Origin of the sequence: Bacillus sp. MZGC1 (genome assembly GCF_002998605.1) — a bacterium.
GTDB lineage: Bacteria > Bacillota > Bacilli > Bacillales > Bacillaceae > Bacillus.
Genome location: NZ_PVRE01000001.1, coordinates 685,787 through 698,958, shown reverse-complemented (window position 1 = coordinate 698,958; position 13,172 = coordinate 685,787). Strand labels below are relative to the sequence as shown.

Here is a 13,172-nt window from a genome sequence, read left to right as displayed (position 1 = left end):
TGATGATTGAAAGGGGCCGCAGACATGCCAAATGCTTTAACAATCGACCGTCTTCATGTCTCATATCACGGGCAGGATGCATTAGAGAACATCTCTCTTTCCATACAGGAAGGAACGATGACAGGAATCATAGGTCCAAATGGTGCCGGTAAATCGACTTTACTCAAGGCATGTTTGGATTTAATTGAAAAAGACCAAGGGGATATTCGCTTTTTTGAACAGCCCTTTAAACAAGTCAGAAAACAGATCGCCTATGTACCACAGAGAAATGATCTAGACTGGACGTTTCCTATTCATGTGCTGGATACCGTGCTACTTGGAACATATCCGAAGCTTGGCCTGATGAAACGTCCGAAAAAAGAAGACCGGGCATATGCGTACCACTGTTTAGAAAAGGTCGGCATGCAGGACTTTGCCAAAAGACAGATTGGTGAGTTATCCGGCGGTCAGCAGCAGCGTGTCTTCCTTGCAAGAGCACTTGCGCAAAACGCACAGCTCTTCTGTTTGGATGAACCGTTTGTTGGGATTGATATGGCCAGTGAAGAAACGATGGTTCGCATTTTGCAAGAATTACGGGATGAAGGAAAAACCATTTTGGTTGTCCATCATGATTTAAGTAAAGCCGATGATTACTTCAGCCACCTCGTTCTGTTAAATAAAAAACTCATCAAAGCTGGACCTGTACACGACATCCTTCGCCCAGAGGTCATGCTGGAGGCATATGAAACGCAGCTACCATTCTTAAAATCAGCAGGAGGAGACGTGTAATGGAATTTTTAACCGGACTCTTTGAATATGCGTTTTTACAAAAAGCGTTATTTACATCCGTGATGGTAGGCATTATTTGCGGGGTCATTGGCTGCTTTATCATTTTACGGGGCATGGCATTGATGGGAGACGCCATATCGCATGCTGTGCTGCCAGGTGTCGCCATCTCTTATATGCTGGGAATTAACTTTTTCTTCGGGGCCGTCTTAACTGGCGTATTAACAGCGATTGGGATCGGATATGTGAGTCAAAACAGCCGAATTAAAAATGACTCTGCGATTGGCATTGTCTTCACCGCTTTTTTCTCAATCGGGATCATTTTGATCACATTTTTGAAAAGTTCCAGTGATTTATATCATATCTTGTTTGGAAACGTTCTAGCTGTTCGATCATCTGATATGTGGATTACACTTGGCATCGGCATTTTTATCCTGCTGGCTGTCATCGTTTTCTACAAAGAACTGCTCATTAGTTCATTTGATCCGGTCATTTCTTCGGTTTACGGTTTACCGAATCGAATGATCCATTATTTTCTCATGACGCTGTTGACCCTTGTGACCGTTGCTTCACTGCAAACTGTTGGGATTATTCTTGTTGTTGCTATGCTTATTACGCCGGCAGCCACTGCGTATCTCTTAACAGACCGGCTATGGATCATGATCTATTTATCTGCTTTTTTCGGGGCAGTTTCTGCCGTCGTCGGACTTGGGCTTAGTTTTACGTATAACTTGTCGTCTGGCGCTTCTATCGTGCTGGTCGCGACCATTTTATTCGGGAGTGCCTTTATCCTTTCACCAAAGCAAGGAATTCTATGGAGATCATTAAAATCTAAACGAAAACGAACGCAGCTAAAAAAGGAAGCGTCTATGTAAAAGGAGGACATATATGAAGAAGGTATTTGCAATCAGTTTGACCGCAGTATTCATTGCCCTTATGGTCATCACAGGCTGTTCTACTAAACAAAATAATTCCGGCAAAGATGACGGCACATTAAAAGTCGTCACGACCTACTCCATTCTTTATGACATTGTGAAGGAAGTAGGCGGAGAGCATGTCTCTATTCACAGCATTGTTCCCATTGGTACAGACCCACATGAATTTGACCCACTGCCAAAGGATGTTCAGCATACAACGGATGCAGACCTTGTTCTATATAATGGTTTAAACCTTGAAACAGGGAACGGCTGGTTTCAAAAGCTGCTCGAATCGAGTGGCAAGGACGGGGATGATGCACCTGTAGCCGAATTAAGTAAAGGCGTCAAAGTAAAACATTTATCTTCAAAAGGCCTCGAAAGCCAGCAGGACCCCCATGCTTGGCTGAATGTCGAAAATGGGGTTCTGTATGCTCAAAATGCCCGGGATGCGCTTATTGAAGCGGACCCTGAGCATCAAGAGGATTACGAAAAAAATACAGAAGCCTATATCAAAAAGCTTCAAGCGCTTCACGATGAAGCAAAAGACAAGTTTGATCAGCTGCCAAAAGACAAAAAGCTCCTTGTGACAAGTGAGGGAGCCTTCAAGTATTTTGCAGATGCCTATGGACTGAAAGCAGGCTACATTTGGGAGATCAACACAGAAAGTGAAGGAACACCTGGACAAATGAAGCGCATCATTCATTTTGTCAAAGATCATCAAGTTCCTGCGCTCTTTCTTGAAACAAGTGTCGATCAACGCAGCCTTGAAAGCTTATCTGAGGAAACCGGGGTTCCGATTAAAGGAAAAGTATTCACTGACTCCATTGGAAAGAAAGGTGAAGATGGGGACAGCTACTATAAGATGATGAAATGGAATATTGACACCATTTACAAAGGGCTTTCATCATAAGAAAAGACAGGCAGAGTGATTTCGCCTGTCTTTTTTATTAGCTGGCTATATTTTGCGGGTGTTTTTTCGGCCAGATCACATAGCTGATGCTAATGACGAAATCAATGGCTAAGACCATTCCCCATACTCTCGCTAGCTGCATCAGTGCTTCCGTTCGTTCTGGTGCTTGTATGAGATAGGATAAACCAAATAGCAGACCAGCTCCGATGACATAAGAGACGAAATGCCGCGTCCAGCTGACCATTTCATACACTGACCGTTCCTTCCCGTACTTAGGTCTTCCCTTCGGCTTAGGGCCTCCTGCAAATCGATAAGCAAACCGAGCATCTGCCCATTTCACCATTTGATGTCCAAAGGCGAGACTCACCCCAATATAAACAGCCGCAAGCCCGTGGATGACACTCGCCACAGCCCCTTGCCTTAAATCCATATAAGTAGCCGCAAGAAGGATTAGATCCAAAATCGGCGTACAGACCAGAAAGAAGGCGCCCCACTTTTTCTGTCTAAATACATAACGCAGTGTTAAACCCGCCAGAATAAACAGCCAAAAACCAATTTCACATGCCACAATCAATAACCCGACCAATTTTCACCACATCCTTTTTAACACAATTGTATTAAATAAAAAATAACACAACTGTGTTAAAAAAACAATAGCTGTGCTAAAATCAATGTATGCCAAAAATCGTCGATCACCATAAACAAAAACAAAAAGTCGCTCAAGCTGCCATGAGAGTGATTAAACAGGATGGATTGGAAAACGCTTCTGTACGAAAAGTAGCGGTAGAAGCTGGTATTTCAGCGGGCTCTATGCGTCATTATTTTTCCACACAGCAAGAGTTATTTCTTTTCTCTATGACATTGATTCAGGAAAGAGTCAAAGAGCGTATTACAGGACTTCAGCTTAACGGTTCAACGGAAGAAAATGTCCTCGCGTTATTGGAACAGGTTCTTCCACTTGATGAAGAACGAAGATTTGAAATGGAGGTGTGGCAGGCTTTTACAGTCAAGTCGCTGACTGAACCAGATTTACAGCCGCTCAATGCAAAGATGTATGACGAGCTTCTCCAAATGACCCAATATTGTTTAATGAAATTAAAAGAGGATGGGCTTTTGCTTGATCATATCGATCTTTTAGTCGAAACTGAGCGGCTTTATGCGGTCATCAACGGGCTTGCATTGAATGGAATCTTGCAGCCTCATCGTTTACCGCCTGAGCTCTTACGCTCCGTGCTGCAGATGCATCTGCAATCGATCACCAAAAAAGACATGTCTCCCTCATGAGGGAGCATGTCTTTTTTTAATCTTCCATAAAAATACGTTTTGCTTCGTAGTAGAGCACCTGCACAAATTTCTTCACATTGATACGAGTATGTTCTTCTCTACCGCTCGTCTCTTTTGTTAATTCACTCATTTTCTTTCGCACGATGGTGAAATCAAAGAATTTAGATGCATAATTTTCAAAGGTCGGATGAGAAAAATCAGTTAACCCAAGTGATGCGATGTGTTTCAAAGATTGGTTGATCGCACGTCTTACCCGCTGTTCCGCTGCCTTCGCTTCTCTTGCAATGTCTGCTGATGTGTACGGCTCATTTAATTTATCCTCCGTGATTCCGGTAAAAATGATCTTTAACGAAGGAAAGGAATCGTGATGATCGGTATGCAGCGCTACATACTGATCTGTGAAGAGAATCATATCTAATAAATCTTTAGACCCCTTCTCACCGACAATCCCAAGCTCCGCCAGCAAGAACTGACCTGCCTCTGCAAGACTTTTCCCCCGCTGCTTCGTTTTCGTCTGACCGCGCTGCTGAAACTGCATGACGGATTTGAGTGAGTGCTGAATGTTTTCAATTGAATGCTCTAAATGAAGACGTTCAATCATGAGATGGAGCACGCTTAAGACCTCTACACGATTGATTGGCTTTGTCACATAATACTCAACACCAAGCGTATACGCCTGGCCGATTAATTCCTTTGTTTCTACCTGCGACAGCATTAAGTATTTCCCATGAAACTCATCCTTAATGGCTCGAATCGTTTCAAGACCGTCTCTTTCCGGCATCAATAAATCAATACATAAGATATCAATGTGCAAATCATTTAAGTAGCTTGCCGTTAACTCTGCGCCATCCTCTGCTTCCCCTGCGACAATGCCAAGCTCTTCATCTTCAATGAGCTGAGCCAGTGAAGAACGCACGGCTTCATCATCATCAACAATAAAAAATCTCATCTCCCAATCCCCTCTTTTCTACTGACTTGATCCACTGGTATCGTTAACGTGAAAATCGTTTGTTTATTTGGGATACTCTTCATCTCAACACTTCCGCCAAGTTTCTCCGCTGTATCCTTCACATAGGAAAGCCCGATACCGCTTGATGGATTCCCAGCCTGGTCGTATTTTAAAGTAAAACCGGGTTTAAAAATCACATGATGATTACGCTCTTTAATGCCAGGCCCGTTGTCACTGATTTGAAAGATCACCTGGTTCTCTTTCTGTGAAATAGAGAGTGACACCTCTCCATCCACTGGAATGGCTTCGACAGCATTGGAAACGATATTATTTAACAAAGATAGAATGGTATACACGTGATAGGCGGGATGCTGCCCATCTTCATCATAATGAAAGACAATGTTTTTTTTAAGAGATTCTGCGTAATTTTCATGGATACGAATCACAAGCCCAGCAATATGGGCAGGACTTGCATAAGCCTGGAAATTTTCTTCATGAATCAGCTTTGATAATGCAGAAAAAATCCGCTGGTTATCCTTTTTGATCTCATGTACCTCTCCTGCAATTTGCAGGGCTGTTTTTCCGAGCTTTTTCAAATCCAATGATTCTGTATCCTTTGCGTGGTGCAGGGATTGATACAATTGATAGGATGTCGCTGTAATGTGCTCAGCATGTGCAAGTGTTTTATGAAAATATGTAGATTCCGTGTAAAGGTTAGACAGAAGCATCAGCAGATGTTCCTTTTCCTTTTTCATTTGACGCTCTCTCGCCTGCTCTTCATATAATCGAATCATTGTATAACAAGCCAACACGAAAAAGCTTCTGAAAATCGCCAAAACAAAAAGTTGAAACAGCGTCCGCATCGTTAAAATTTCATCGATGGTGCCACGAAGTGCAATCATCTCAACAACGCTCGCACACAGTTCCATGATGATGCCTGTCGCACCAATCAGCCAAGGCTGATCGCGGAAACGTCTGACCTGTAATAAATAAAAGAGCGTGCCATAGACGACATAATAAAGCAGGGAAGGAAATCTTAATGAAACCGCCTCTTCCAGCGGAAGATGACCTGTGACGGCTGTATCAAGAAGCACGCGAAACGCAAAAACAGATACCCCTGCAATAATACCGCTTGCCCATGCCGGGAATTTTTTCATTTGAAGCAGGATAAAGAAAAAGACAACGGTTCCAAAGCTGACCCGAAAGCTGTCCTCAAATGGATAAAATTTAAACTCTCCGCCAATCGGTGTCAGTACAATGAGCATCACAATTAAATAAGGCTCTGTATTCAGCCATTTTTTTAGTAGATTCAAACGCAGTCACATCCCTAATAATTGACGATAGTATACTATGTGAGCTTGAGAAAAACAAACATCCATGAAAAAGCGCACACCGGAACTTTGTCGGTGTGCGCTTCTCATGATGCCGCTTAATCTTCTAAACGATCCTTTTCTAAAAGTGATGCGCCAGCAATACCTGGTTTGGTCATTTCAAAAGGATTCAAGATGACGTCAAGCTCTTCCTCTGTTAACACATCATTTTGCAGACAAAGCTCACGTACAGATGCGCCTGTAAGAATCGCTTCTCTTGCAATTCGTGCAGCAGCTTCATAACCAATATGCGGATTCACCGCTGTCATGACACCAGCACTTCTTTCTACATATTCTTTTAATCTTGTTTCATCTGCTTTTAGATCACGCAAGCAGTTGTCCACGAAGGATTCGAATACATTTTTCATCATGCTGAGAGATTGCAGTAAGTTGAATATTAAAACTGGTTCCATGACGTTCAGTTCAAGCTGACCAGCCTCTGATGCAAGACAGATCGTGTGGTCATTTCCGATCACTTGGAATGCCACTTGGTTCATGACCTCAGGCATTACTGGGTTAACTTTCCCTGGCATGATAGATGAACCTGGCTGTCTCGGCGGCAGGTGAAGCTCACCAAAGCCTGCTCTTGGACCTGATGCCATCAAGCGAATATCATTCGCCATTTTGGACATATTCATCATACATACTTTCAGTGCAGCTGATACTTCTGTATAAGCATCCGTATTTTGCGTGGCATCGACTAAGTCTTCTGCTCCAACTAACGGTAATCCGCTAATGTCAGATAGATAGCCAACCACTTGGCGAATATATTTAGGATCAGCATTTAAGCCAGTTCCGACTGCTGTTGCTCCCATATTAACTTCATATAAATGCTGTCTAGACTGCTTGATACGTTTAATATCACGAGCAAGAACCTTTGCATAAGCACTAAACTCTTGACCAAGTCTGATTGGAACAGCGTCCTGAAGATGCGTACGCCCCATTTTAATGACATGATCGAATTCCTGCGCTTTTTCCGTCATGACTTGATGCATGTTTTCCATCGTATAAAGTAGTTTTTCAATCATATTCAATGTTGAAATATGAATCGCTGTTGGGAAAACGTCGTTTGTTGACTGCGACATGTTCACATGCGTGTTTGGACTTAGCTCAGTATAAGCGCCTTTTTCCTTTCCTAGTAGTTCAAGCGCTCTATTTGCAATGACTTCATTGGCATTCATATTCATTGAAGTGCCAGCCCCGCCTTGAATTGGATCGACAATAAATTGGTTGTTCCATTTTCCTTCAATAACCTCATCTGCGGCTTGAACAATTTTTTCTCCAAGACCAGAATATAGTCGCTTTGTATCCATATTTGCAAGTGCGGCTGCCTTTTTGACAATCCCTAATGCTTTGATGAGTTCCTCATGAACATGGTAGCCAGTAATTGGAAAGTTCTCTACTGCACGTAATGTTTGAATTCCATAATACGCTTGAGTGTCTACTTCCTTTTCACCTAGAAAGTCTCGTTCGATTCGAACTTGCTTGTCCTGTAGCTTCGTCATTTGAAAAGATCTCCTTTTACGCTGCTTTTGTTTGTTGTTTTAATTCCTCAATATACTTCTTCGATTTCTCTTGATCAAAAACTTTTTCCCACTTAGACATGACAATGGCTGCAAGTGAGTTACCAAATACGTTAACAGTTGTACGAACCATGTCAAGTATACGGTCGATCCCAACGATGAAGGCAAGTCCTTCAAGCGGCAGTCCCATTGCACCAAGTGTTGTGATGACAACAACGATTGATGCACCTGGTACACCAGCCATTCCTTTAGATGTCAGCATCAAGATTAATAGTAACGTAATTTGCTCATAGATGGAAAGCGGCATGCCGTACATTTGTGCAACAAATATGGCGGCAATGGATTGATAGATGGCACTTCCATCTAGGTTAAAGGTGTAGCCTGTTGGGATAACGAACGACGTGATCGCTTTCGGGCAGCCGAACTTCTCCATTTTATCCATAAGTCTAGGCAGTACAGCTTCTGAACTTGCTGTTGAGAATGCAAGAATGATTTCTTCTTTTAGCACTCTAAATAGTGTAAAGACGCTTGTTCCAGCTAATTTTGCGATAATGCCAAGTACGACAATGACGAAGAATGCCATTGTACCGTAAACGACAAGTACCAGTTTACCTAGCGGGAGAAGCGCTCCGACCCCGAATTTGATCACCGTCACACTGATGAGCGCGAATACACCAAATGGTGCAAACTTCATCACTTTATTGGTCACCCAGAACATGGCTTCGAGTATACCCTCAAAGAATCCTAATACTGGTTTCCCTTTGTCTCCTACTGCGGCAATTCCTAATCCGAATAAGACTGTAAAGAAGATCGTTGGTAATAGATCACCTTCTGCAATGGATTGGAAAACGTTTGTTGGCACTAGATGCACAATGGTTTCAGAGAAACTCGCTTTTTCGGAAGAAGCTTTCGATGTCTCTTCATATTTAGAGATATCGCCTTTTTCCATGTTGCTCATGTCAATTCCTGTACCAGGATGGAAGACGTTTGCTGCAAGCAGTCCCACTGCTAATGCAATCGTTGTCACAATTTCGAAGTAAAGAATCGTTTTTCCGCCGAGTCTTCCGATGGTTTTCATATCCCCTACACCAGCTACTGCTACAATCAACGCAGCAATAACAATTGGAAGAACGATCATTTTAATTAAATGGATGAATATATCGCCAATCGGCGTTAACACATTAATAACGGTTTCATTTTGATAAAACAGCGCTCCCACGATAACACCCAGAACAAGTGCAATGAGTATTTGAGAAGCTAACCCTAACTTTTTCATACGTGAACCCCCTTTTTTTGATAACGCTTTCTTTGTTGCTTAATCGCATCTTAACGATGAACCTACAAAAAACGACAAAAAGGAACAAAAAGAAGTGAATTTTTTATGAAAAATCTTTTAAAAGGTGGGTTTTTCCACAAAATTGTTAAAAAAAGACTTCGCTTTTGGCGAAGTCTTAATGATGTTGCATTTGTTCACTTGGCGGTTCTTGCTTTGGATAAAATTCATCATACATAGCATATCCAATAAGAACAAGAGCAACATAGAACAATGCACTAATCGTCCAAATCCATTTGACATTCAGCTTCATTGTGCCACTCCCTCTCTAACCGGTTTCAAACGCTGCAATCTGAGCGCATTCAATACAACCGACACGGAGCTAAAGGCCATTGCTGCTCCTGCAAGCCATGGCGCAAGAAGTCCAAAAGCAGCTATCGGTATCCCAATGCAGTTATAAGCAAGCGCCCAAAATAGATTTTGCTTGATGTTTCTCATTGTTTTTTTACTAAATTCAAGCGCATCTGCAATGGCATGGAGGTCTCCTGTCATGAGCGTGATATCTGCTGCTTCCATGGCGACATCTGTCCCTGTTCCAACTGCCATCCCAATATTCGCTGTCGCAAGAGCCGGGGCATCATTGATGCCATCTCCGACCATGGCGACTTTCTTTCCTTGTTCCTGAAGCGCCGCAATGTGAGCAGCCTTTTCCTCAGGCAGGACTTCAGCAATGACATGATCAATGCCCGCCTGTTTCGCAATCGCCTCTGCTGTCAGCTTGTTATCACCTGTCATCATCACAACGTGAATCCCTTGCTCTTTCAGACGCTTGATAGCTTGAGGTGAGGATGATTTGATCGTATCTGCGACCGCAACAATGCCGGCGACTTCGCCGTCAATCCCGACAAGCATAGCCGTTTTCCCTTGCTGCTCCAGTAACGTTACAGACGCTTCGACTTGATCATATGGGATATGATGTTTTTGTAATAGCTTACGCGTTCCAATCAAAAGCTTGCGTCCTGCGGCTTTTGCTTCAATTCCATGGCCTGGGTCTGCTTGGAACGCTTCGACCTCGACCGCTTCAAGACCTTGTTCCTTCATTCCGTCTGTGATCGCTCTGGCAAGCGGGTGTTCCGACTGCTGTTCTGCTGATCCTGCTAGCTGTAGCAGCGCATCTTCTGTCCAATTGGCATATGCCAACACATCTGTCAGACTCGGCTCCCCTTTTGTCACAGTCCCTGTTTTATCTAAAACAACCGTGTCGAGTGATTGGGTCACTTCTAAATGCTCCCCGCCTTTAAATAAAATGCCTGATTCAGCTGCACGGCCGCTGCCAGCCATTATAGAGGTTGGTGTGGCAAGACCAAGCGCACACGGACATGCGATGACGATGACTGCGATAAACGTTTCAAGGGCTGACGTCACATTTCCTGGTTCAATAAAGAAAAACCATATCAGGAAGGTGAGCACAGCAATTCCTACAACGATGGGAACGAATATCCCTGATATTTGATCTGCCATCCTTTGAATCGGCGCTTTTGAGCCCTGTGCTTGTTCTACGACTCGGATAATCTGTGAAAGGGCGGTCTCTTTCCCGACTTTTGTCGCTTTCACTTTCATAAACCCATTTTTATTGATGGTTGCCCCGATAACCGCATCACCTGCAGTTTTATCAACAGGCAGACTTTCTCCCGTAATCATGGACTCGTCAATTGCGGTTGTTCCCTCCACGATCTCTCCATCTACCGGCACTTTTTCCCCCGGTTTGACAAACACAAGATCATTCACTTTTACTTCGGAAATTGGCACGGTCATCTCTTTTCCATCTCGCTCGATGACCGCTTCTTTCGCTTGTAGGCCCATCAGCTTTTGAATCGCTTCTGATGATCTCCCTTTTGCTCTTGCTTCCATTAATTTTCCGAGCACGATCAACGTAATAAGCACAGCACTTGTTTCATAATAGAGGGCTGCCTCATGTGTGCCTTGAACCGCTGACTGAATGCTTTCGTATAAACTATAGAAAAACGCAGCTGATGTCCCAAGTGCGACAAGAACATCCATGTTGGCACTTTTATTACGTAAAGCTTTATATGCTCCTACATAGAAGGGCCAGCCGACAATGAACTGAACCGGCGCTGCTAAAGCCAGCTGAACCCATGGATTCATGAATGCTTCTGGCAGCCAAATAAAAGACGTGAAGGAAAAATGGCTGACCATTGCCCAAAGAAGCGGCAGTGACAAGATCATTGAAAATAAAAAGCGTGCCGTCTGCTTCTCTATTGCTGCTTGGCGATGATCTTTCTTTCCTTCCTCTGTTTCATCTGCAGCTGGTTCAATTAAAGAATATCCAATGGACTGAACCGCATCCTTTATATCACTTGTAGACGTTTGGCCAGGATGATACGTGACCTGAAGGGTCTCAAGTGCAAAGTTCACAGATCCGTGATCAACACCGTCCATCCGGTTAATTTTTTTCTCGATTCGGTTGGCACACGCTGCACACGTCATTCCCTCTATATCAAATTCTGCTTGCTCCATCACCACATTGTAGCCAAGGGATTGAATTTTTTGCTTCAGATCATCTGGTGTTAGTTGTTCTGTTTCATACACAATATGAGATGTTTCCAGCGCCAAATTCACATTGGCATCATCCACACCTTCCAGCTTGTTCAAACCCTTTTTAATGCGTCCTGCACAGGCAGCACAGGTCATCCCCGTAATATGAAAATCAATTTCCTTTTTCATTCATCTCACCTCTTCACATACTCCATGGGGGTATATTTTTTTGAAAAAAATACGCGCTGTCACATGCAGCACGTATATCATTTATACGACATCATATCCCTGTTCTTCAATCACATCAGAGATTCGGTGTAACGTGACTTGATCAGGATGAAAAGAAACCTCCACCTGTCCCTTGTCTAAATGGACTTTCACAGATTCAACACCTGCTAATTCTCCTACATTTCCCTCGACTGCTTTCACGCAATGTCCGCAAGACATGCCCTGCACTTGAAGTGTTGCTTGTTCCACTTCTCATCGCCTCCATCAATCATTTTCTACACCTTACTATACCCTAGTAGGGTATCGATGTAAACATAAATAATTCTTAATGTGCTACGATTTTGCCAGTTTCGTAAAGACGTTCATTAACTCTTCAATGGCTTCATCCCCGTTGCCGCTCTTAATGGCATCCGCTACGCAGTGATGTGTATGCTTTTCCATCAATTGAAGACTAACTTTTTTCAAAGCCGCATTGACAGCGGAGATTTGATTGACAACATCTATACAGTAACGATCGTTTTCAATCATTTGCTGAATCCCGCGCACTTGTCCTTCCACTCGTTTCAACCGATTGATCAATTGATCTTTATCCTTCTCGGCTCTAGGCGAAGCCATATGTCTTTCTTCATGTTCTGTCATGTAATCACCTTTTTTCTAATAAGACTTGTTTTTATTTAAATTAAAGCATATCTTCACCGGAAAAGGCAAAGATATGCTGAACACACTCTCTAGTGTTTGCCTTAGTTTGTTAATTGTTCAATGTCCTGCAATAGATTGACGGACTGCTGAAGCTGCTTGATCAACCCTTGCTGGTCCTCAAGCATAGCGGCAACGTCGATGTTGTCTGCTTTCAATTGCTGTAAATACGTCTGAATGTCCTCTGACAGCACCTTATTTTTTTCAATGATCTGCGCATGCAGGTCTTCTGCTATTTTGGGTGCTGTGATTTCATTAAATTCTTGAATGTCTGCCTTCAATGATTCTAACTGCTGGGTTAATTCTGCTTTTTTGGCGGCGTTTTTCACAGCTTCTTCTGCGAGCTGTGGAAAGTTCTCCGTAAATTGCTGAATGTCCGTCACATACTCATTTGCCTCTGTGACATATGTCGTTGTATCACTTACTTGGTCAAGCAAACCAGAGCATCCACTTAATACAAGCGTGCCGGAAAAGAGCAAAGAGATCACATATTTTTTCAAGATTGATCATCCTTTCATCTGAGGTATTGAAAGCATCATTTGTCCCGCTCCCCCCATCACACAGATGCAATAAGACCTAAAAAAGCCAGACCTTTGCCTCATGTGTGATAGGCAAAGGTCTGGCTAACATGTTCATGCCGGAATGGCCGAGAAACAACGGATGTTTCTGTAATGACGACCAAACCGTAAAAGCTACTCCCC

The 13,172-nt window shown here is 43.1% G+C and carries 14 protein-coding genes; 4 read left to right on the top strand and 10 right to left on the bottom strand.

Translation table 11 applies throughout. The annotated features are described in order from the left end of the window. Window positions 1-24 precede the first annotated feature (24 nt). The 3 genes from C6Y06_RS03425 to C6Y06_RS03415 are packed head-to-tail and all read left to right on the top strand — an operon-like array spanning window position 25 to window position 2,592. Complete coding sequence (locus C6Y06_RS03425) at window positions 25-768, top strand: metal ABC transporter ATP-binding protein (RefSeq protein WP_060597298.1); 744 nt, start codon at window positions 25-27, stop codon at window positions 766-768. Continuing rightward, a complete protein-coding gene (locus tag C6Y06_RS03420; RefSeq protein WP_066030413.1) occupies window positions 768-1,640 on the top strand; it encodes a metal ABC transporter permease in 873 nt (290 codons plus the stop codon). Before C6Y06_RS03425 ends, C6Y06_RS03420 begins: the two co-directional genes overlap by 1 nt. A gap of 13 nt (window positions 1,641-1,653) precedes the next feature. Then, window positions 1,654-2,592: a metal ABC transporter substrate-binding protein gene (locus tag C6Y06_RS03415; RefSeq protein ID WP_106036523.1), complete on the top strand. Its 939-nt coding sequence runs from the start codon at window positions 1,654-1,656 to the stop codon at window positions 2,590-2,592. A 37-nt stretch (window positions 2,593-2,629) separates the two neighbouring features. Here the strand turns inward: C6Y06_RS03415 and C6Y06_RS03410 are convergent, their stop codons facing one another. After that, window positions 2,630-3,178, bottom strand: coding sequence for a hypothetical protein (locus C6Y06_RS03410; RefSeq protein WP_106036522.1), 549 nt, complete (start codon window positions 3,176-3,178; stop codon window positions 2,630-2,632). Between the two features lie 89 nt (window positions 3,179-3,267). Here C6Y06_RS03410 and C6Y06_RS03405 point away from each other — a divergent pair, with 89 nt between their 5' ends. Beyond that, on the top strand, window positions 3,268-3,876 hold the full coding sequence (locus tag C6Y06_RS03405) for a TetR/AcrR family transcriptional regulator (RefSeq protein WP_060597301.1): 609 nt from the start codon (window positions 3,268-3,270) through the stop codon (window positions 3,874-3,876). Window positions 3,877-3,892: 16 nt separating this feature from the next. Here C6Y06_RS03405 and C6Y06_RS03400 read toward each other — a convergent pair whose 3' ends face one another. The 9 genes from C6Y06_RS03400 to C6Y06_RS03360 all read right to left on the bottom strand — a co-directional run bounded on the left by C6Y06_RS03400 (window position 3,893) and on the right by C6Y06_RS03360 (window position 12,971). Continuing rightward, window positions 3,893-4,825 (bottom strand): response regulator, encoded by a 933-nt coding sequence (locus C6Y06_RS03400; RefSeq protein ID WP_066030411.1) that lies wholly within the window; start codon window positions 4,823-4,825, stop codon window positions 3,893-3,895. Next, the gene (locus tag C6Y06_RS03395) at window positions 4,822-6,138 is read right to left on the bottom strand and encodes a sensor histidine kinase (RefSeq protein ID WP_060597303.1); all 1,317 of its coding nucleotides are present in this window, start codon (window positions 6,136-6,138) and stop codon (window positions 4,822-4,824) included. Before C6Y06_RS03395 ends, C6Y06_RS03400 begins: the two co-directional genes overlap by 4 nt. A gap of 116 nt (window positions 6,139-6,254) precedes the next feature. Next, window positions 6,255-7,700 carry an aspartate ammonia-lyase gene (gene aspA, locus C6Y06_RS03390; RefSeq protein WP_060597304.1) on the bottom strand — a complete coding sequence of 482 codons (1,446 nt, stop codon included), beginning with the start codon at window positions 7,698-7,700 and terminating at the stop codon, window positions 6,255-6,257. Window positions 7,701-7,716: 16 nt separating this feature from the next. Next, window positions 7,717-8,994 carry a cation:dicarboxylate symporter family transporter gene (locus C6Y06_RS03385; protein WP_003213370.1) on the bottom strand — a complete coding sequence of 426 codons (1,278 nt, stop codon included), beginning with the start codon at window positions 8,992-8,994 and terminating at the stop codon, window positions 7,717-7,719. 175 nt (window positions 8,995-9,169) lie between these two features. Further along, entirely contained in the window at window positions 9,170-9,304 is a 135-nt protein-coding gene (locus C6Y06_RS20425) for a hypothetical protein (protein ID WP_258182048.1), read from the bottom strand. Further along, window positions 9,301-11,736, bottom strand: coding sequence for a heavy metal translocating P-type ATPase (locus C6Y06_RS03375; protein WP_106036521.1), 2,436 nt, complete (start codon window positions 11,734-11,736; stop codon window positions 9,301-9,303). Before C6Y06_RS03375 ends, C6Y06_RS20425 begins: the two co-directional genes overlap by 4 nt. Before the next feature lie 81 nt (window positions 11,737-11,817). Then, window positions 11,818-12,024, bottom strand: a complete 207-nt coding sequence (gene copZ / locus C6Y06_RS03370; protein ID WP_024423475.1) for a copper chaperone CopZ — start codon at window positions 12,022-12,024, stop codon at window positions 11,818-11,820. Between the two features lie 84 nt (window positions 12,025-12,108). After that, window positions 12,109-12,414 (bottom strand): metal-sensing transcriptional repressor, encoded by a 306-nt coding sequence (locus C6Y06_RS03365; protein ID WP_034659999.1) that lies wholly within the window; start codon window positions 12,412-12,414, stop codon window positions 12,109-12,111. A 101-nt stretch (window positions 12,415-12,515) separates the two neighbouring features. Beyond that, complete coding sequence (locus tag C6Y06_RS03360; protein ID WP_106036520.1) at window positions 12,516-12,971, bottom strand: DUF6376 family protein; 456 nt, start codon at window positions 12,969-12,971, stop codon at window positions 12,516-12,518. Window positions 12,972-13,172 lie beyond the last annotated feature (201 nt).